General features: G+C 32.8%; 21 protein-coding genes. All 21 read right to left on the bottom strand.

The genetic code is table 11. The features are described from left to right. Nucleotides 1-51: 51 nt before the first annotated feature. A complete protein-coding gene (gene spoIIM / locus GSH73_RS06750; protein ID WP_014758768.1) occupies nt 52-678 on the bottom strand; it encodes a stage II sporulation protein M in 627 nt (208 codons plus the stop codon). Between the two features lie 68 nt (nt 679-746). Next, on the bottom strand, nt 747-1,913 hold the full coding sequence (locus GSH73_RS06745; RefSeq protein WP_014758769.1) for an endonuclease Q family protein: 1,167 nt from the start codon (nt 1,911-1,913) through the stop codon (nt 747-749). 13 nt (nt 1,914-1,926) lie between these two features. Beyond that, a complete protein-coding gene (locus tag GSH73_RS06740; RefSeq protein WP_014758770.1) occupies nt 1,927-2,451 on the bottom strand; it encodes an NUDIX hydrolase in 525 nt (174 codons plus the stop codon). Nucleotides 2,452-2,623: 172 nt separating this feature from the next. Next, nucleotides 2,624-3,700 (bottom strand): DUF3866 family protein, encoded by a 1,077-nt coding sequence (locus GSH73_RS06735; RefSeq protein ID WP_014758771.1) that lies wholly within the window; start codon nt 3,698-3,700, stop codon nt 2,624-2,626. Between the two features lie 2 nt (nt 3,701-3,702). Continuing rightward, nucleotides 3,703-4,512 (bottom strand): MraY family glycosyltransferase, encoded by an 810-nt coding sequence (locus tag GSH73_RS06730; RefSeq protein WP_014758772.1) that lies wholly within the window; start codon nt 4,510-4,512, stop codon nt 3,703-3,705. Nucleotides 4,513-4,516: 4 nt separating this feature from the next. After that, nucleotides 4,517-5,191, bottom strand: a complete 675-nt coding sequence (locus tag GSH73_RS06725) for a glycosyltransferase family 2 protein (protein ID WP_014758773.1) — start codon at nt 5,189-5,191, stop codon at nt 4,517-4,519. Then, the gene (locus GSH73_RS06720; protein WP_014758774.1) at nt 5,191-6,117 is read right to left on the bottom strand and encodes a copper transporter; all 927 of its coding nucleotides are present in this window, start codon (nt 6,115-6,117) and stop codon (nt 5,191-5,193) included. Before GSH73_RS06720 ends, GSH73_RS06725 begins: the two co-directional genes overlap by 1 nt. Nucleotides 6,118-6,127: 10 nt before the next feature. Then, on the bottom strand, nt 6,128-7,249 hold the full coding sequence (steA, locus tag GSH73_RS06715; protein ID WP_014758775.1) for a putative cytokinetic ring protein SteA: 1,122 nt from the start codon (nt 7,247-7,249) through the stop codon (nt 6,128-6,130). Between the two features lie 92 nt (nt 7,250-7,341). Then, the gene (spo0A, locus tag GSH73_RS06710; RefSeq protein WP_014758776.1) at nt 7,342-8,124 is read right to left on the bottom strand and encodes a sporulation transcription factor Spo0A; all 783 of its coding nucleotides are present in this window, start codon (nt 8,122-8,124) and stop codon (nt 7,342-7,344) included. Between the two features lie 113 nt (nt 8,125-8,237). After that, nucleotides 8,238-9,548, bottom strand: coding sequence for a SpoIVB peptidase (gene spoIVB / locus GSH73_RS06705; RefSeq protein ID WP_014758777.1), 1,311 nt, complete (start codon nt 9,546-9,548; stop codon nt 8,238-8,240). Between the two features lie 149 nt (nt 9,549-9,697). After that, nucleotides 9,698-11,404, bottom strand: a complete 1,707-nt coding sequence (recN, locus tag GSH73_RS06700) for a DNA repair protein RecN (protein WP_014758778.1) — start codon at nt 11,402-11,404, stop codon at nt 9,698-9,700. A gap of 22 nt (nt 11,405-11,426) precedes the next feature. Continuing rightward, complete coding sequence (locus GSH73_RS06695) at nt 11,427-11,879, bottom strand: arginine repressor (protein ID WP_014758779.1); 453 nt, start codon at nt 11,877-11,879, stop codon at nt 11,427-11,429. A 15-nt stretch (nt 11,880-11,894) separates the two neighbouring features. Continuing rightward, on the bottom strand, nt 11,895-12,758 hold the full coding sequence (locus tag GSH73_RS06690) for an NAD(+)/NADH kinase (protein ID WP_038068743.1): 864 nt from the start codon (nt 12,756-12,758) through the stop codon (nt 11,895-11,897). 49 nt (nt 12,759-12,807) lie between these two features. Beyond that, nucleotides 12,808-13,632 carry a TlyA family RNA methyltransferase gene (locus GSH73_RS06685; protein ID WP_014758781.1) on the bottom strand — a complete coding sequence of 275 codons (825 nt, stop codon included), beginning with the start codon at nt 13,630-13,632 and terminating at the stop codon, nt 12,808-12,810. Next, a complete protein-coding gene (gene dxs / locus GSH73_RS06680; RefSeq protein ID WP_014758782.1) occupies nt 13,629-15,482 on the bottom strand; it encodes a 1-deoxy-D-xylulose-5-phosphate synthase in 1,854 nt (617 codons plus the stop codon). The genes GSH73_RS06685 and dxs overlap by 4 nt, the downstream gene beginning before the upstream one ends. Nucleotides 15,483-15,498: 16 nt before the next feature. Then, nucleotides 15,499-16,077, bottom strand: a complete 579-nt coding sequence (locus GSH73_RS06675) for a hypothetical protein (RefSeq protein ID WP_014758783.1) — start codon at nt 16,075-16,077, stop codon at nt 15,499-15,501. Nucleotides 16,078-16,804: 727 nt separating this feature from the next. Continuing rightward, nucleotides 16,805-17,686 carry a polyprenyl synthetase family protein gene (locus GSH73_RS06670; protein WP_014758784.1) on the bottom strand — a complete coding sequence of 294 codons (882 nt, stop codon included), beginning with the start codon at nt 17,684-17,686 and terminating at the stop codon, nt 16,805-16,807. Further along, nucleotides 17,679-17,909 carry an exodeoxyribonuclease VII small subunit gene (gene xseB / locus GSH73_RS06665; protein ID WP_014758785.1) on the bottom strand — a complete coding sequence of 77 codons (231 nt, stop codon included), beginning with the start codon at nt 17,907-17,909 and terminating at the stop codon, nt 17,679-17,681. The genes GSH73_RS06670 and xseB overlap by 8 nt, the downstream gene beginning before the upstream one ends. Beyond that, nucleotides 17,887-19,110 carry an exodeoxyribonuclease VII large subunit gene (gene xseA / locus GSH73_RS06660; RefSeq protein WP_014758786.1) on the bottom strand — a complete coding sequence of 408 codons (1,224 nt, stop codon included), beginning with the start codon at nt 19,108-19,110 and terminating at the stop codon, nt 17,887-17,889. The genes xseB and xseA overlap by 23 nt, the downstream gene beginning before the upstream one ends. After that, entirely contained in the window at nt 19,076-19,924 is an 849-nt protein-coding gene (locus tag GSH73_RS06655) for a bifunctional 5,10-methylenetetrahydrofolate dehydrogenase/5,10-methenyltetrahydrofolate cyclohydrolase (protein ID WP_014758787.1), read from the bottom strand. The genes xseA and GSH73_RS06655 overlap by 35 nt, the downstream gene beginning before the upstream one ends. Next, nucleotides 19,914-20,333 carry a transcription antitermination factor NusB gene (gene nusB / locus GSH73_RS06650; RefSeq protein ID WP_014758788.1) on the bottom strand — a complete coding sequence of 140 codons (420 nt, stop codon included), beginning with the start codon at nt 20,331-20,333 and terminating at the stop codon, nt 19,914-19,916. Before nusB ends, GSH73_RS06655 begins: the two co-directional genes overlap by 11 nt. Nucleotides 20,334-20,382: the final 49 nt, after the last annotated feature.

Genomic DNA, 20,382 nt, shown 5'->3' with positions numbered 1-20,382 from the left:
TATTTTAGTTATATTTTAATATTCAACATATTTTTTATTTTTCCTTCTTACCTATTGTATAATATTTTTTAAAAAATAGAGTATTTTAGGTGTAATATATGCTTCAAATATCCCGCTAACTATCATCAGCGAAAATGCAAAATAAACCAACAAAGTATATGTCACAAATTGAGAAAATAAATCATTAATATTGAATCTTCGGTTTTTTAATATATACATCGAAAAATTGACGGCCGTTGCCGAAATAAAAAATAATGAAATTAAAACAAGAATATTCTGAGGCAATATGGCAACTAACGTAAAAAGAATTCCTTTGTATTTCAATTGGTTTATCAGAAAGCCAACTGAAAAACCTAATAAAAATCCTCTTATGCCAATAACGATAAATATGAATGGAATTCCGATAATTGTTGCTCCAAGAAGCCACAATACAAACGTCGTTTCAAAATTATTTAAAACAGATTGTTTAAATATTTCAATTGGAACTATTTTCATCTGACTAATAATTACATAAAAATTTTTTATGTATTTCATCATATTTTCTTTTTGTACATCATTTAACGTATTTATTGTAAAAGAACCAGATGCTATGCCAATCATAAATGACATTAAAATAATGATATATAATATCGAATTGTCTCTAATGTGTTTAGATGTCTTTTCTTTTAAATATTTCAAGGCAACGTCCTCCTCCTGCCTCAAATTATATTTTAATTTATGCCATGGAGAAGGACATTATGACTACCTCAAATTATTTTCCCGTAGATACCGCCGCCTCCTGTTTCAATTTTTAAATTGCCATATCTTGCATCTATGATATTCTTTGCTATTTTTTCACCTACTGCATTTTTTAATTCTTCAAAAGGCGCTTCATGTGTGACGTATATTTCGCTTCCAACTTCTCTTGTAAGCTTCTTGATTGTTTTTGGCCCGATGCCAGGCAAAAATTCCAATGGGATCTGATATACGTATTCTGGTCTAAATGGTGGGTGCAGCATTTCTTGATCTTTTATCTCGTATATTCTGTCTAAAACCCCAAATACTATATTCTTGCTGTTGCAATAAGTACATTTATATGCAGGCGGATCTACGTTAGCAACTTTATTGCAATCAAGACAGAATGTCCTATGATATTTGCCTAATGCAGGATTTAGTCCATAATTTCTTATGACTCCTTTCATGGATTGTAATGCAGCTTTTAAGCTTAAAAAATCAGGTTTAGGCAAGTCAAATACGTTAAATTCTCTGCCAATCTTTTGTAGAGAATGAGCATCGGAATTGCTTAAAAAAGTTTTACCTTTCAATTCACTTATCATATCTGCCAAAAAAGTATCAGAGCTTAATCCGAGCTCGACAGCATCGATTTCTTCAAAATATTCATTAAATATATGATTTAACCTATCTGTCGTATTTCCATAATAACTTTTATATGGCGTAAATATGTGAGCAGGTACAACAAATCCGCCTAAGTCTTTTATAATTTTTAATATTTCCACGCTATTTAAATTGCATCTTTGTGTGCTTAAATTTAAATTATTAATATGTTTAGATAAGACTTTAGAAAACTTCCTCATTGATTTTATATCTTTCAAAAAACACAGCAAATGCGGTGAACCACGCAATTCACCACCAACCTCTATTTCACTTACCAACAGCAATGATACCTTTTGCTTAAATAAAATCCCGCCACCCCCAAGTTCTTCATACAATTCACATTCAGTTTCAAGCAGTTGCTCTATTTCATCTAAAATTTCTGGAGCGGCACAATCAACAATTCCAACGATATCTATGCCTTTCTCAATGCATTTATTTAATATATTTTCAATCGTTAGGTTTGGTGAAGCGGTGATCTTAACAGGTCTACCATTTTTAGTCCTTCCTATGTGAACGTGTAAATCTGCATTATAGTACATTTTAAACTCCTTTTCACTTTATATAATACAATAACGCAATAAGTGTTTTTGCATCTTCAATCAAGCCTTTTTGCATTATACCTTTTATCTCATCGACTGTATACTCATGGACGTTCAAAAATTCATCTGGATCTGTATTTGATACACCCTTTTCTAAATCATTCGCCAAAAATAGATGCAAAATTTCTGTGGAAAAGCCAGGCGATGGATAAAATGAAAACAAGTGTTTAAGCTCTTTCGCTATATACCCTGTTTCCTCCATTAGCTCTCTTTTTGCACATTCTATAGGTTCTTCTCCAATATTTAATTTTCCAGCAGGTATCTCCAACAACATCTTCTCTGCAGGTTTTCTGTATTGCTCCACCATGATTATTTTACCGCTTTTGTTTATCGCTAATATCGAAACACCACCATTGTGTTCAACAATTTCTCTTGTTGTTATCTTTCCGTTTGGCAAAACAACATCATCTACTCTTAAGTTTATTATTTTACCCGAAAATATAATATTTGAATTCTTCGTTACTTCAGTTAACTCCATTTTATACGATCCTTTCTAATCAGTATATTTTTTACTTAACTTGCATAAGATAACATTAAAGGAGATGAATGTGATGATCATATACGAAAACAAAATTTATTTTACAGGCAAATTTCGCCAGCTTTTAAAGCTTTTAAATGAACTTTCTTCTAAGTACAAAACGCTTTATGAGTTAATCAACCATTAATAGATCCGAACAATAAACTGCTGCAGCAATACAAGCATCGAAAAACTCGCTTTCTTCATCAAGTCCTCTTCCCATAGTAGTGAATTTAATATCTTTTACATTGTGCAACAACTCTCTATATTTTTCAATATCAATAAAGCGTTTATTCATTTTGTCAAACGCATTATTTTCTAATTGTTTTTTTATTATAAGCTGTTTTTCATGTTTCAGTTTTGGGACTACAATAGTACATGTGCTATTTACAAGTTCTACTACTGTGACAGTATGATGACTTATGCCGTTGTGCCTTTCTCTTGAATCATTAAAACTAATCCTGGGTATCAATATAGGATTGCCATTTATCTTATTAATCGCATCTATAATCGCGGCTTGATCAATGCCTGAAAATCCATATTTTGTTCCTGTCCCAACTATGCCTGGCCCCATAGCCACAATTGTAACGTCGCTTTTGGCTACTTCCTTTGCACATATTAATGCCGAATAAATATTAACAGCCTCAAAATCTCCTCCAAAAGCATGGCCAATAGTAATTGTGGTATCGATAAAATTATTTTCTTTTAAATAATGGACAGTATTGCTGAAATATATAGGCAGGCAAGCAGAATCAGTCATTATATATGATATTTTAGCCGACGGTCTTAGTTTCTTCAGTACTATTGCAGTAGGAGCCAACATGCTGTGGAGTTCAGCTACTATTACAGGCATACCCTCTAATCCTTTAAAGTCATTAAAAACATCATGGTATGGACTATCTTGTTCTTCTACCGAAAGCACATTAATCTGCATTGGAGCATAGCGCATTTTCATTATATGCCCTATGTTTTTATATTCAAACGTATCATATCTTGTATTCAATACGACAAAGTCATACCCGCCAGTACCCAATTGTAGATTTCTAGCCGTTTGATTTACATAAACCACATCATCAACATTTATTATGCCTGTAATTTTATTATAATTTACCGCCTTTGAAACAATTCCTTCTACATCAACCTCTACAAAGCATATATCAGCCTTTTCTGATATAATCTTTTTTACAATCCCTTTTTTAATTGAAATCACAGCTAATCACGTCCTCTGCCAATCATGTCTAAATAATTCAAAAACTTATTCCTTTCTATTATTTTAGACAATGAATATTTTTCAGTAATAATATGAATTAAAATTAAAAATCCTAAAATAATTAACTTTATATTGAAATTAAACAATAAAACACTTGATATCCCTAATGTAAGACCAAGAATATTAGAGCCAGTATCACCCAACATAATTTTTGCTTTTAAATCCAGCGGCATAAAGGCAATCGCAGCTCCCAGAACAATCAGTAAAATCAAAAAGTTTCCGGTGCCTGCTAATAAGAAAATTATGGATATAAAAAAGAACGCTTTACAAGCTCTTCCAGGCCTTAAATCAAGTAAATTCAAAAAATTAGTAAATAAAGATATCAATATTGTGTTAACTATTATATCAGCTAATCTGTTGCTGATATTTATGCTTATATAAAATGATACTATAACACCTATTACTGCTTTTAAACCTCCTGTTGTCAATTTCATGTTCAAAAGCGATTTAATATGACCTTTTAATCCTGTCACACTCCTGTCTCCTAATAAATCATCGATTAAACCTACATAAGACATCAATATAATAGAAACTAAAAAAATCGGTGTCATTTCATCAGAAAGCCCAACAAACTTTGAGATAATCGTTGCAACAAATATAGTTGGAACAAAAGCTATTCCGCCACATACTGGAATCAAAACATTTTTATAATTAGGCTTTAAACACACATCTTTGTCTAATATCTGAATTATAAATTTTTGAATTACTATCATTAGTAAAAAAGATATGATAAAAATTATTAATAATGACACTTTATCACCGGTCCTTAAATATCGCTTTTATTAATAAAACCTTAAGTATATCGAGAAATTGTCTGCCTCTGTGAATAAAACCTTTAATATCTCTTAATGTAACGGAATGCGTCATATCAACATCTACTTCTTTAATCTTATATCCTAAATTAAATATGTCGATTGTCATACCGACTTCTATGCCATAACCACCATAAAATTTTTTTATGTTGTCAAGCACTTCTTTTTTAAAAACTCTTTGGCCAGAGAGTGTAGAATCAAAATCATGACCAGTAAGCAGTTTTACACCGTATTTTGCTAATCTCTTTACAAATCCAAACCCTGATTTAACATTGACTTTAGGAAATCTGGCTACAGTAACATCCGCATCGCCATTTAAAACAGGACTTATTAATTTGATTACCTCTCGAGAAGTTAAACCAACATCTGCGTCAATAAAAGCGATAACATCATTTTTAACGTACTTTAATCCTTCTTTTAAAGCTCTTCCTTTACCAGAATTATTTTTTAAGTTCACCAATTTTGCTCCTGCTTTTTTAGCTTTATCTGCTGTATCGTCTGTAGAACCATCATTTATAACAATGATCTCATCAATTTCTTCTATATTCTCCATACCTTTTATTGTATCAACGATTCTCTTGCCCTCATTGTATGCCGGTATTAAAACACTTACAGCCATCATTTCACCTCGTTTGAATTTGTCTTATTTTGATTTTGATTCTGTTGATATTCTATAAAAGAATCGGGCATAATCGATGTATCTCCAGTTTTTATCCCATAATTACCATCTTTGCCTTGCATCACCATTATCAAAGAAGTTTGTCCTATAATCGTATCTATGTTATCAACAGTTGACAAGTGTTGTTTTCTGTACGCATCCATGTAAGAATATTTCACATCGCTTTGCTCGACCCCAACAATCGGCACATTTAAGATTTTCGATTGCTTTATTATTGGAATATCTACTATATTTAAATTGTTATTTTTAAGATTGCTGCCACCTGCCAAAACAATAAAATCTGTATTTCCAGGTGTACCAGTAAAGTCGATGTAACCTTTATCTTTTAAATAAGTTATCAATTCTCCATCTTGTCCGGTAACAAGAACTTCAGTTAACTTTTCAGATAAAGATTCTATAAGATGATTGCTATCAACATTGCCGTATTTAGACAAATTCGTTATTAAATCATCTTTCTCAGACTGATCTAAATTATTCAAATCATCTTTAAATATTGTAACAGATGATATTGTTGCACCTGCCTTCATCAAAGCATTCCTTAAGCCTGGATAGATAAAATCATTGTTTGTTTCAATTATTGCAACTTTTACACCATTTAAGCGTCCTTTTACAAGCTCAGGAAAGACAATTTTCCCGTATTGGTTCATATAGTCAAGTTGCTTATTCAAACTTTGTACATTGTCCTTTAAATTGGAATTTTCAGTTTGGATATCTTTAAATTTTTGCTCTAACTGATTTATGATCGTTTCCTGCTGTTCAGAAAAAACTTTTTGTCCGTCCAGCATGAAGCCTATAAATATGCCGATACCCAATGCCATAAAAATTGCTGCTATCGTCAACACATAATATCTAATATTTACGTTCATAGATCTCCTCCTAAAATCCTATTAAAAGCCTTATCCTCAGCTGCAAAAGTTTTAAAAGCTGTTGCATAGGTGGTGAAAAATAAGCTATTACACTAAGTGGAACCATTGCAGCAAATATAATACTAAAAACATATGAAAGCCTAAAATTTTCTCTGTATAGTTTATTAACCCCTTTAGCATCAATAAGCTTCGATCCAATCTTCAATCTTACGAGAAATGTGCTGGACATTCCTTTCCTTCCTTTTTCTAAAAAATCGATCATACTGGAATGAGTGCCAACAGCCACTATTAAATCTGCACCCTTTTCATATGCTAAAAGCATAGCAATATCTTCACTTGTTCCTGGCGCTTTAAATATATGTGCATCAAGTCCTAATGATTTAACTCTTTCTAACCCAGGAGACTTGCCATTTGGATAGGCATGAACTACTATCTCCTTTGCTTTTTTCAAAGCTTTATCGCTTACACTATCCATGTCTCCAATTATGATATCAGGAGTCAAGCCAAATTCCAGTATTGCATCTGCACCACCATCTACTCCTATCAATATGGGTTTTACATCTGTTATATACTGCCTAATAGTATATAAGTCTTCCTTATAGTCTTTTCCCCTTACAACAACCAGCGCTTGTCTATCTTTAAATTTTGTCTTTACGTCTGGTATTTCAATATCACCTAAAATAAACGATTTTTCTTTTTTAGCATATTCAAGTGTATTCTCAATGAACTTATCCAATTCGACTTCGAGATTTTCCTTGCACTCTTCCATTTTGTAATTAATGACATCATGTGTAAGCAATTTTCCTCTTTTTATCAATTTGCCATCTTTATATATTTCATTGTCGATTATAGTAATCTTATCATTCTCTTTTAGCAGATCAAATATATCTTCGCCAACTTCATCTATAATAGGAATACCAGCCTTATCTATAATAGAAGGGCCTAAATTAGGATATCTGCCGCTTATCGATTTATTGGCATTTATAACAGCCAAAATCTTCTTTTCTATCAAAGATTCAGCGCCAATTTCGTCGATGTCAACATGATCTATTACAGCGATTTCTCCAGGACCTATGCGCTTTGCCAGATTTTTTGTTCTTTTGTCCATTTTAACTGTGCCGGTAATTTGCATGGTAAAACCTCCATACATCTTTTCTTTGTTTATTATAGCACAATTTTCTACAAGGTAAAACAAAAAATACGGTGAACCACTCACCGCATTTTTCAGTTTGCCTTTAAACTCAATCTTAATTTGTCAGCAATAAGCGCGATAAACTCTGAATTGGTCGGTTTCCCCTTTTCATCGTTAATTGTATAGCCAAATAGATCATTTAAAACATCGACTTTACCTCTGCTCCATGCAACTTCAATCGCATGTCTTATAGCCCTTTCTACTCTACTGGGCGTAGTCTCATATTTTTCAGCTATCTTGGGATACAAAAGCTTCGTTACAGAATTTAAATATTCAATATTACTTATTACTAACGTTATGGCATCTCTTAAATACAGATAACCTTTTATGTGTGCAGGTATTCCCACATCATGGATAACCTGTGTTATAAGAGTTTCTAAGTCGACAGATTTTTTGTCTCCAATTATAGGCATGACAGCCTTTGACACCACATCAGGCTGATACTCCATTATCTCTGTTATTCTTTTAGAAAGCAATTCTAAATCAAACGGTTTTAAGATGTAATAATCTGCACCAAGACTTATTGCTCTTTGTGTAATTTTTTCCTGACCTACCGCCGATAAAATGATTATTTTAGGTCTCTTTTTCTTTAGTTCATTGACTTTTTCTAAGACTCCAATGCCATCTAAATACGGCATTATGATATCCAAGATTAAAAGATCTAAATCATTATCTTGAATAAGTTTTACTGCTTGATTGCCATCATTTGCAACACCTACAATTTCGATATTTTCTTTTGATGACAGGTAGTCAACCATTATACCGACAAATTCCTTATTATCATCACAAATTCCTAATTTAATTTTCTTTAACAACAAACGCCCCTCCTTATGCCATTTTATAAAAAACAAATCTACTTTATAATATTCTACATAAAATTAGAATTTCCTTCTTTTAACAATAAAAAAATTAGGGAAAAATGTAATCCCTAATTTTTAAACACATTTTCGTCATGGTGTAAATTTTCCATCTCATTTATCATCCATTCAGCATATACTGCATATCCTTTAGTTGGATCATTGACAAAAACATGCGTTACAGCACCTATAAGCTTGCCATTTTGTATAATTGGACTTCCACTCATTCCTTGAACAATACCGCCTGTTTTATCCAACAATTCCTTGTCTACAATTTTTATTATCATTCCTTTTTGATTTGGATTCTTTTGTTCAACTTTCTTTATTATCTGAATGTCAAATTCCTTTACTCCTGTATTGTCTATTGTCGTAAGGATTTTTGCCGGTCCTTCAATAACTTGTGATTGATAACCTATTGGCATTGGTTTTAAATTTATACCATTTGGATTAATTATCTTTCCATATATGCCATATTCAGTATTTTTTTCAATATCACCTATTGTGTCAACTTCTTCTAAAAAAATACCTCTAAGCTCTCCAGGACTACTTCTTTTCCCTTTACTTACAGATGTTATTTTGGACTTCATTATTTGTCCGTTGTTAACCGACAGAATATCTCCTGTGTCTATATCGGTAATAGCATGTCCTAAAGCAGCATAATATTTTTTATCTTCAGTGTAAAATGTCAACGTTCCAATACCTGCCGTATGATCTCTTACCCATAATCCCAGCTTATACTTTTGATCATCTTTAGCCAAAACCGGATGTAATTTTGAATAAACAATATTGCCTTTTCTACTTATTTTAAGTGTTACCATTGTATCTTTTTGCTTATTTATAATGTCTGTAATGTCATCAGCAGAATTAATCTTTATGTTGTTAACTTCAAGAATTATATCACCTATTTGTATTTTTCCTTCTCGGTATGGACTGTAAATTTTATCATCTGTTCCTATTATATCAGAATACCCTACTACAAGGGCTCCTTTTGTGTTAAGCTTAACTCCAATTGAATCGCCACCAGGAATTACCTTTATTGTTGGAATAACATCAACATAAATACTTTTTATTGGAAATATCCCAAATAACCTGAAGTTTATATTTACTTTCCCACGGTTTAGAGTTTCGACAGAAAATGGCTTGTCAAGATTTAAAATATTATTGCCACTTTCATCATTATCTATTTTTACAATACCTTGTCTATCTGTATAAAAGCCTACTTTAAGTGGTAAATTAAAATTAAATTTTACTTTTTCTCCTTCAAAAAATTTATAATAGTTGGGAGTCTGGTAAACACTCTTAATTGCAGGTGTATAATTTATATATATTATTAAAGCGGATAAAAAAGCAAAAATTAAATATTTAATCTTATTGCGATTCAATTTAATCACTCCCTCAAATAAATTTGCTATGATTAAATTAACCTTTTAGAATGATTTATATACTGTCAATAAAAAGTTAGATTTCTAAGTCAATTAATGACTTTTTTTCTAATGCAAAAAATAAAAAAATACGGCTTGAACCGTATCTTTTAAATTAAACTTTTTTTGTAGTTTTCTGCTAATTCAATTAGCTCCTTCGAATGACTGTAAGTAGTGTTTGTAACAACAGAACCGCTGATTATTCTCGATAGTTCTTTTATTTTTCCTTCATAATCCAATTTTTCAATTTTTATGTAAGTTTTGTCTTCGTCAAATTCCTTTGAAATTTTAAAATGCGAATCAGCCATGGATGTTATTTGAGGTAGATGAGTAACGCATATAACTTGGCGATTTCTTGAAATCAAAGCTATTTTCTGTGCCACAGATTGTGCCGCTTTGCCACTTATTCCTGTATCTACTTCATCGAATATTAATGTAGATATGCCATCAAAATCAGCTAAAATAGTCTTTAAAGCCAACATAATTCTCGATAACTCACCGCCAGACGCTATTTTATCAAGTGGCTTTAAAGGTTCACCGATATTAGTCGATATTAAAAACTCTACTTCGTCCATGCCGTTTTCATTTGCCACATCTTTCTTTCTAATATCGACTTTAAAAATCGTATTGGGCATATTTAACTCACTCAAGACATCACTTATTTTCTTTTCAAGAAAATCTGCTACATTTTTTCTCATTTCATGTATTTCATCGGAAATCATTTTTATTTTCTGCATGATTTCTTCTTTTTCTTTGTTTATCTTATGTATTTCTTCTTCCGCGTTTAACAACTTTGTAAGTTCATCATTTTTCTCTTCTTTATATCTAATTATTTCTTCAATCGTCCTTCCGTATTTTCTCTTTAAATTCCCCAGTATGTCCAATCTTTTTTCAATTTCATTTAACTCATTTGCATCAAAATTAATATTTTCAATGTAATCTCTGATTTGAATAGAACAATCATCTAATGTATATAAAGCACTTTGAATCATTTCTTTCAATTTCTCAAGCCTTCGATCTATTTTATACGAGACATCTAAATTTTTTAAAACTACACTGAGATTGTCTAAAACTGATGTGTTGTCATTAATACCTTTATAAAGCAAATTGTAGCATTCATTCATAGAATTAAATAATTTTTCTGAATTTATTAATATGTTTCGCCTTTCAAGTAAATTTTCTTCTTCTCCTTTTTTTATCTTTGCAGATTCTATTTCATTTATCTGATACTTAAGAAGATCTATTTTTGACATCTTTTCTTTGTCATCTGAATAAAATTCCTTTAGCCTTTTATTGAGAATATTGTATTCACTTAATAAATCCCTTAACGTGCCTTTTAAATCAAAAAAATTCTTATCTTGAAAATTGTCTAATATTGACAAATGCTTACTGCTATCTAACAGAAACTGATGCTCGTGTTGACCTAATATGTCAACCAAATACGTTCCCAATTTGCTTAAAAAAGATAAAGGCACTATTCTGCCATTAACTCTACAGTAGTTTCTTCCGTTTTCTGTTATGTCTCTACTGATAATCAGAGTATCATCATCTTCATGTTCAATACCTGCTTCATCTAAAATCTTATGTATAACATCAGTATTTGAATCTACTAAAAAAACACCTTCAACTGTAGCCTTTTGAGCACCATTCCGGATAATGTCTTTGTTTGCTCTCCCACCCAGCAAAAGCATCATTGAATCTATAACTATAGATTTACCAGCACCTGTCTCTCCAGTAAGAATGTTTAAGCCATCGTCAAAATCAATCTCAGCCTCATCGATTAAAGCTATATTTTTTATGTTCAATGTAAGGATCATCGTAATCCCCCTTAAAAAACATTCATTTAATCAATTCATTAATCCTGTCTATAATTTCTTTGACGGCATCTTCCGATCTCACAAGCATAAATATAGTATTATCTCCTGCAAGAGTTCCTACTACCTCATTCCAATTTAATGTATCCAAAGCTTCTGCAGCAGCAGGTGCAGTTCCAGAAAGTGTTTTAATTACTATAGTATTTCCAGCATAATCTATTCCTACTATTCCAGATAGAAGCGCAACCAATTTGTCAGTTACTTTGGTATCTTGGTTTTTCATTGGCGCATATTTGTACTTTTTGCCGTCTGCACTCAATACTTTTATAAGTCTTAGCTCTTTTATATCCCTGGATACTGTCGCTTGTGTGACTTTTATGCCTTCTTTTTGAAGGGCATCTGCCAATTCTTCCTGTGTTTCAATTTCATTTTTACTTATTATTTCAAGAATCTTTGCATGTCTTGCTAATTTCATCATCAACAACACTCCTCATTAAATGTTGAAATTCCTCTCTGATAATTTACTGCGCAGAAGTTCGAAAAAGTTCATGCTTTTTAAGCGTATCAAATTAGTGTATCTATTGCTTTTTTTTACATAAATTGTATCACCACTGTTTAGTTTGTAGCCTTGTTGTCCGTCTGTTGTCGCCATTACATCTTGATTTTCCCCTACTATAACAAGCTTTACTTTGTCTTTTTCTGATACTATAATAGACCTTGAATGCAGTGTATGAGGGCATATAGGCGTTATTACAAACAACTCCAGATTAGGGTACACTATCGGTCCACCTGCTGACAAAGAATACGCTGTTGAACCTGTAGGGCTAGATATAATTATCCCATCAGCAAGATATGTATTAACGTACTGTTCATTCACAAATACTTTTAATTTGACCATTCTGGAAAAAGAGCCTCTCGTCACCACAATGTCATTTAAAGCTATAAGATTAACCGCCTCCATATTCTCTTTGATTATGCTCGCTTCCAACATCATCCTTTTGTCTATAAAAAATTCATCGTTAACAATCTTTTCTACTGCTTCAATTACATTTTCGGCATCAACTTCCGCTAAAAAACCTAAATGTCCCAAATTTACGCCAAGGATAGGCGTAGAAAAAGATGCACATTGTCTGGCAACGTTTAGAATTGTCCCATCTCCCCCTAAAGCCACGATAAAATCACTGTTTTCAAAAATCTCTGTTCCGCTTTTACCATATTCAAAAAAGCCGATTTTCTGTGCGACAACCTCGTTTAGTATTGGTTTATATCCATGCTGGATGATCCACTCGACTAAACTTCTCGTAGTCCTCAAATTTTTGTCCTTATGAATATTCGGTATAACACAAATGTTCTTCATTTAATCACCACATAAATAGTATCATAAATTCATAATTCTACAAAACTTTTTATTTTCCTTCTTTATTTTGCTTTTTATTTTCATTAAGAGTATCATGAGACAACTCTACTAATCCTTCTACATCAAGATCAGAATCTACATCTTTTTCATTTTTTGCATAAATCAAATATTCTATATTGCCTTCTGGTCCTTTTATAGGTGAAAAAGTAATGCCTTTCACACTAAATGACAGATCTTTTAAAACATCTATTATTTTATTTATCACTTCTATATGGACACTTTTATCTCTTACAACCCCATTTTTCCCAACTTTCTCTCTTCCAGCTTCAAATTGTGGTTTTATAAGAGATACTAATTCACCACCATTTTTTAGAAACTTTTTTACAGATGGTATAACTATCGCAAGCGATATAAATGACACATCTATTGTAATTATATCGACAATATCAGGCAAATCATCGAGATAGCGAATATTTGTTCTTTCCATGTTTATAACTCTCTCATCGTTTCTTAAACTCCAATCAAGCTGACCATACCCTACATCTATAGCATAAACTTTTTTTGCTCCATTTTTTAGAAGGCAATCTGTAAATCCACCAGTTGATGCGCCCACATCCATTGCTATTTTGTCTTTAACATCAATATTAAAGTATTTGATTGCCTTTTCAAGCTTCAGACCGCCTCGACTTACGTAAGGGTTGCTTTTCGCTTTTATTTCTAAACTTGAATAAACGCTTATAATATCTCCAGCCTTATTTATCTTCTTTCCGTCTGCAAAAACCTCTCCTGCCATTATAGAAGCTTTAGCTTTTTCTCTTGATGTGAAAAAACCTTTTTGTACCAATAATAAATCTGCTCTTTCTTTATCTTTCATGACATCACCAATTCTATTATTTTTTCTGCCACAGAATCACTGTCCAATCCATATTTTTTAAATAAACTTTCTACATCGCCATGTTCTATGAATTTATCAGGAAATCCAAATCTGTAGAACTTCTTGCATATATTATTTTCATTTAATAGCTCCAATATTGCACTTCCAACGCCACCTATAAGTACATTGTCTTCTAATGTAAATATATAATCAACTTTTTTCGAAATTGTTATAATTGTATCCACATCTAAAGGCTTAGCAAACCTTAAATTCACTATGTAGGGGTTTATAGAATTGTATTTAAGCCTTAAAGACGCACTTAATGCAATTTTCACCATCTTGCCGAGGGCAAAAATCGCTACGTTAGAGCCAGCATTAATGACTTCAGCTTCTCCTAATGTAAAATTTGGTTCTTTATTGACATCGTAATTTTCGGCTTTTCCTTTTGGGTATCGTATTGCACAAGGTCCATTTATCAAGCCTGATAATTTTATCATTTCAACCAATTCATCAGCGTCCTTAGGAGCCATAACAATCATGTTTGGTATCATTCTTAAATACGATATATCAAACACACCTTGATGCGTTTCTCCATCTTCTCCTACAAGGCCAGCTCTATCTACTGCTAAGACAACTGGAAGATTTTGAATACATATATCGTGTATTACTTGGTCAAATGCTCTTTGCAAAAAAGTCGAATACACCGCAAAATAAGGCTTATACCCATTTACTGCCATACCAGCAGCAAAAGTCGCAGCGTGTTGCTCTGCAATGCCTACATCATAAAATCTGTTTGGAAACTTTTCAGCAAAGTAATTTAATCCTGTTCCATCCGGCATTGCGGCAGTTATTGCAACTATCTTTTTATTATTTTCAGCCAAATGAGTCAATGTTTTACCGAATACATCCGAATACGTGTCGGCCTTTTTCTTAAACTCTCCTGTTCCTATATCAAAAATTCCAGCGGAATGAAATTTATCAGGATTATCTTCTGCAAATACATATCCCTTACCCTTTTTCGTTATCACGTGAATTAAAATAGGTCCGTTCATTTTTTTAGCTCTTTTTAATACGTCAATTAAGGAATCCAGATCATGACCGTCAATTGGTCCTAAATATGTAAACCCCATTTCCTCAAAAAACATTCCAGGTACAATTAATTGTTTGATGGAATCCTTTATTTTTTCGATTGATTTATGGATGCTTTTCCCAATAGGCGGTATTATGTTTAAGATATTCTCTAAATCTTTCTTTAACCTAAAATAGCTTGGATCCGTTCTTAACCTACTTAAATAAAGTGAAAGACTACCTACATTTTTTGATATAGACATCTCATTGTGATTTAATATTACTATGAGATTTGTCTTAGATCTGCCTGCATCATTTAAAGCCTCAAAAGCCATTCCACCAGTAAGCGCTCCATCGCCTATTACAGAAATTACTGAATATTTTTCATTATTTAGATCTCGTGCCTTTGCTATTCCCAAGGCAGCAGATATAGATGTGCTGCTGTGTCCCGTTTCGAAAACATCATGCACGCTTTCATTTCTCTTGGGAAATCCCGACAAGCCACCAAATTTTCTCAATGTATTAAAGAGATCTCGTCTTCCTGTTAATATCTTGTGCACATAGCTTTGATGCCCTACATCCCAAATAATCTTGTCCTTAGGCGATTCAAAAACGTAATGAAGTGCAATAGTCAATTCCACTACTCCGAGATTTGACGCTAAATGCCCGCCTGTCTTAGAAATATTGTTTATCAAAAAACTGCGTATATCACTTGAAAGCTCTTCTAATTCAGTCAAACTGCATTTTTTTATATCATTAGGCGTAGAAATTTTTTCGAGCACAGTGCCCACTCACTTTCTATTTTTTATTTTTCTTAGAATTAGATGGGAAAAATTCTATACCTGTATTTTTTTCAAACCACGCCAAAAGTATGCCAACAGCAAAAATGATTGATTGGCTTTTATACATTCCTAAATTTTTCCCTAAAGATTTACCACCAATTGTAACCGCTGATAGTATTCCTCCAAAAATAGTCGCATAAATAGTGCTTTTAGTGCTGGAAATTGACAACTTAGCAATTATGCTGCTTAATGCAGCACCAGATACTATTCCACTTATATCGCCAATTATGTCATTGCAAATATTTGTAACGATATTTGCATTTCGTATCAATTTAATCGATTGCTTAGCTCCAAAAACCTTATTTGATGCCATAGAATGAAAAGGTTCTTCGGTTCCTGTTGCAACAGCTATGCCAATTATGTCAGATAAAACTCCTATCAATACTATAACCAACAATACAAAAAAAGCAATTATTATATTGCTTTTCTTTAACAAAACATCCGATGAAAAATTCAATATCACAGCAAAAATAAAGCTAAAAATGAAGGCATTTATAGTCCACTTGTAATTTATGTTAAACTTTTTAGATTTCATTAATAAAATCCTCCTATGTACTTGAAGTGGTAGCATATTGAGTAAATTTTGTGGCTTAGGTCCAGCAGGGTTTCCCCTTCAGGCACCAACTGTCGCCATTTGGCGGTTTCCCTTTAAGCCTGAATCTACTTTGTCGCCAAAAGTATGACTGGATTACCACTTAGTCCACACTGTAATCCTCAATATGCCTCCTTCGAGCAGCCTAGGAGCTTTCCTCGACGGTTTGTTAATTCCTATCCTCTTTTGCAACTAAGGTTTCATCAGCAATAGCTTTAACTTAAGAGCTCATTAAGTTAAAGTTCAGTCTGATAGCCACCTTAATCACTCAAGGCAGGCTACACTACCCACAGCTTTATTACCGCATGGTAGGTTCACCCTATGCCGTAGCACATTATGCCACGGGAATAGGTCTCCACGAAAAGGGGGTCAATGCCCACATGCCATTGCAGGTTGCCCCTCTTTTCTTAACTCCCAGCACAAGCCCTCGATTGGGCATCAAAAGCCAGCACCAGGAACTTCATCGATATGCCTTTAACGGATTTTTAGGCCCGTCTTCGGAATTAACAATACCGACTAGGATACTGCACCACTTCATGTCGATATTGATTATAGCATTTTTATGTATTTGTATCAAATATAATAATTGTTCAAGTTTTGTTACTAAGGGCTAAATGTATTGCATAATAACATGCTGCACATATTAATTTAATTTATGCTGTTTTATGCTCTAACTATCTCTCTCTGCCATGTACTGAGTAAGATTTTTTAAGAATTCACCCTTTTCTCCAAAGCCGTCTAATATATTAATTGCTTTTTCAGTCAACTCATTTATAAGATCTACAGAACGTTGTAATCCCAGTACGCTTACAAACGTGGATTTTCCATTAACCATATCACTGCCAATATCTTTTCCAATTTTCATTTCGTCTCCTAAAATATCTAAAATATCATCTTTTACCTGAAATGCAAATCCTAAATATTCTGCGTAACTGCTTAATTTTTTTAAAGTATCATCATCTGCACCACCCATTATCGCTCCTGCTAAAATTGAAGCTCTTATTAAAGCACCTGTTTTATGGTCATGCATGAATTTCAAATCGTCTACGCCAATTTCTCTGTTTTCTGATAGTAAATCTACAACTTGCCCCGCTATCATTCCACGACATCCTGCCGCACGCGCGATTTCGTCAGCGGCCTTTAAAATGTTTTGACTTTTACTTGAATTCAGTGCTTGCTGAATCAACACTTCAAATCCATAATTTAGCAAAGCATCACCCGCAAGAATCGCAATCGCTTCACCATAGACTTTGTGATTTGTAGGTTTTCCACGCCTTAAATCATCATTGTCCATTGCAGGCAAATCATCGTGAATCAGCGAATATGTATGTATAAATTCTATTGCACACGCAACTGCCAGTGCATCTTCTTTATTCCCGCCAACTAATTCGCAAGTAGATATGCAAAGTACAGGTCGAAGCCTTTTGCCACCAGCAAAGACACTGTACCTCATAGCTTCAAACAAGACTTCTGGCCTATCAGTTAATGATAAAAATTCATTTAACCCTTTATTAATATATTCTATCTTTTCTCTAAGAATGTCATCAAACATCTTTGTCCTCCTCAAAATTAAATGGTATTTCTTCATTTTCGTTAATGAGCATTGTTATTTTACCTTCAATATCGTTTAGCGCTTTATTCAATTTTTGGGATAATTCAAGGCCTTCTTTGAATAGTTTAAAAGATTCTTCTAAAGACAGATTGCCATCTTCTAATTTTTTTACAATATCATCTAACTTGTCCATACTTTCCTCAAAGTCCATATTTTCGCTCATATCTCATCACCTCATTGACAGTACAAAGTGCTTCGCCATCTTCAAACAAAAGGTATATTTTATCATCTGATGAAATATCATTAGCCTTTGTAACTAAATTGATTTTGTCTTTATCCATCGTCATTGTGTATCCTCGCTTTAAGACATTTAGCGGACTCAAAGCATTTAGCTTCTCTACAAGGCTTATATACTTGTTCTTTTTGTCTTTTAATATTTTGTAGATACTATCCTCCATAATTCTATTTAAAGTATTTAAGCGTTCTTTCATCTGCTGATTTTTGATAATTGGGTTTTTGCCTATTACAAGTTTCTTCAGATTATCGAGGCGATATCTCTTTTTATCAATTATTGACAACATATAACGATATAAACTTCTTTTATAGTTTTTAATTTTTTCGTTGTAAAAATTAACATCAGTTACTGCCAATTCTGCTGCTGCAGATGGCGTTGGCGCTCTTAAATCTGCAACAAAGTCAGCTATCGTAAAATCAGTCTCATGTCCTACAGCAGATATTACAGGTATTTCGGAATTATAAATGGCTCTTGCTACTATCTCCTCATTAAAAGGATAAAGATCTTCAAATGATCCGCCGCCTCTACCTAAAATGATCAAATCAACATCGCTTCTTTTATTAACCTTTATAATAGCTTCCACAATTTCTGAGGAAGCTTTAGTCCCCTGAACTAATATGGGGACCACCATTATATCTATCGACGGCTTTCTCCTTCTTAAAATATTTATAATATCGTGAACAGCCGCACCTGAAGGTGATGTAATCACCGCAACTTTTTTTGGGTTTTTAGGTAGATTCTTTTTCTTATCTAAATCAAATAAACCTTCACTTTTAAGCTTTTGCTTTAATCTCTCAAAAGATAAAAAAAGAGAACCTAATCCTTCAACCTCAATGTTAAAAACATGCAATTGAAACGAACTGCTTTTCTCATAAACGTAAACTCTACCTGTTACAATTACAGACATGCCATTTTTTACTTCTACATTTATGTTATCGATATAATCTTCAAAGACAACGCATTTTAAAGAGGAATACTCATCAACTAATGTAAAATACAGTGCTTGTCCTCTAAAATACAAATTTGATATTTCGCCTTTTACCATTACATGTTTTAATATTATGTCACCTGTAACTATGTTTTTTAAATAATCATTAACTTGTTTGACCGTGAGAGTTTTTAATAGCATTTTTATATGCCTCCAATGTATTTGATAAGACTATAGACGTCGTTACAGGACCAACTCCACCAGGAACTGGTGTTATATAGCTGCATAAACCCTCTACACTTTGAAAATCACAGTCACCGTATATTTCTCCATTGTATTCATTTATTCCAGCATCAATCAGTATAGTGCCTTTTTTTACCATTTGACCATCTACAAGATTTCTCCTACCTACTGCTAATACTAACACATCCGCTGTTTTGGTATACTCCTCTAAATTCAATGTTTTCGAATGGCATTGAGTAACCGTCATATCAAGATCCAGCATCAATTTAGCAACCGGTTTTCCCAATATATTGCTTCTTCCAACGACAACAGCATGTTTTCCAGTGTAATCAACATCTAAACTTTTTAAAATCGTCAATATTGCATAAGGTGTACATGGCAAGTAGAGAGGATTACCCGAAAATAAGCGTCCCATATTGTATGTCGATATACAATCTACATCTTTTATAGGATTGATAAGATCGTAAATTCTTTGTGCATTATATGACTTTGGAAGAGGCATTTCTATCATTATACCATGAATGCTATCGTCTGTATTTAGCTCATTTAATTTTTCTAAAAATTTATCTTCCTCATCATCGTTAAAGAAATATGTATAAGCATCAATGCCCACATTCGCACAAGCTTTAAGTTTAGTATTTGCATATATCAACGAAGCTTCATCATTTCCAGCAACGAGAATCGCAAGTTTTGGATGGTAATTTTTTTCAAGTATTTCAGATTTTACTTTTTCTCTTATTGATTTCGCAATATTTCTACCATCAATCACCATTTACATCACCGCCAATAATATCCCTTACCAAATTCCCCAGAATTCCATTTATAAAAGCCGGCGATTTCTCGGTGCTGTACTTTTTGGCAATTTCCACCGCTTCATTAATAGAAACACTGCTTGGTATGTCAGCAGAATATAGTATTTCGTAAAAACTGCAGCGCATTATTGCTAAATCAATTTTTGCTATTCTATTAATATCCCAATTCTTAAGATACTTTTTAATTTTTTCATCAATATTATCAAGATTTTTAATTACTCCAAAAAGCGTATTTTCTATATAGTCTTTCTCATCTCCTGGATCATTGTCCTCAAGGAATTTATCGAAAATTTTTTGAGGCTCCAACTTTGATATATCGTATTGATATAATAGTTTTACTAACCACTCTCGAGCTTGCGTTCTGTTCACATTTTTCAACTCCTTAATCGTAATTTGCTAATTGCATTTTATCCATTAA

The organism is Thermoanaerobacterium aotearoense (assembly GCF_009905255.1).
GTDB classification, from domain to species: Bacteria; Bacillota; Thermoanaerobacteria; order Thermoanaerobacterales; family Thermoanaerobacteraceae; genus Thermoanaerobacterium; species Thermoanaerobacterium aotearoense.
This window is presented reverse-complemented; position numbering and strand designations above follow the sequence as displayed.

Coding starts and splice junctions, on each gene's coding strand:
- GSH73_RS06695 (WP_014758779.1), bottom strand. CDS start 11,879: ATGATGAAATTAGCAAGACATGCAAAGATTCTTGAAATAATAAGTAAA.
- GSH73_RS06745 (WP_014758769.1), bottom strand. CDS start 1,913: ATGTACTATAATGCAGATTTACACGTTCACATAGGAAGGACTAAAAAT.
- GSH73_RS06725 (WP_014758773.1), bottom strand. CDS start 5,191: ATGGCTGTAAGTGTTTTAATACCGGCATACAATGAGGGCAAGAGAATC.
- recN (WP_014758778.1), bottom strand. CDS start 11,404: ATGATCCTTACATTGAACATAAAAAATATAGCTTTAATCGATGAGGCT.
- xseB (WP_014758785.1), bottom strand. CDS start 17,909: ATGAGCGAAAATATGGACTTTGAGGAAAGTATGGACAAGTTAGATGAT.
- GSH73_RS06685 (WP_014758781.1), bottom strand. CDS start 13,632: ATGAAAGATAAAGAAAGAGCAGATTTATTATTGGTACAAAAAGGTTTT.
- GSH73_RS06690 (WP_038068743.1), bottom strand. CDS start 12,758: ATGAAGAACATTTGTGTTATACCGAATATTCATAAGGACAAAAATTTG.
- GSH73_RS06740 (WP_014758770.1), bottom strand. CDS start 2,451: ATGGAGTTAACTGAAGTAACGAAGAATTCAAATATTATATTTTCGGGT.
- GSH73_RS06670 (WP_014758784.1), bottom strand. CDS start 17,686: ATGTTTGATGACATTCTTAGAGAAAAGATAGAATATATTAATAAAGGG.
- GSH73_RS06655 (WP_014758787.1), bottom strand. CDS start 19,924: ATGGTGATTGATGGTAGAAATATTGCGAAATCAATAAGAGAAAAAGTA.
- GSH73_RS06720 (WP_014758774.1), bottom strand. CDS start 6,117: ATGAACGTAAATATTAGATATTATGTGTTGACGATAGCAGCAATTTTT.
- GSH73_RS06675 (WP_014758783.1), bottom strand. CDS start 16,077: ATGAAATCTAAAAAGTTTAACATAAATTACAAGTGGACTATAAATGCC.
- xseA (WP_014758786.1), bottom strand. CDS start 19,110: ATGCTATTAAAAACTCTCACGGTCAAACAAGTTAATGATTATTTAAAA.
- steA (WP_014758775.1), bottom strand. CDS start 7,249: ATGCAAATTACCGGCACAGTTAAAATGGACAAAAGAACAAAAAATCTG.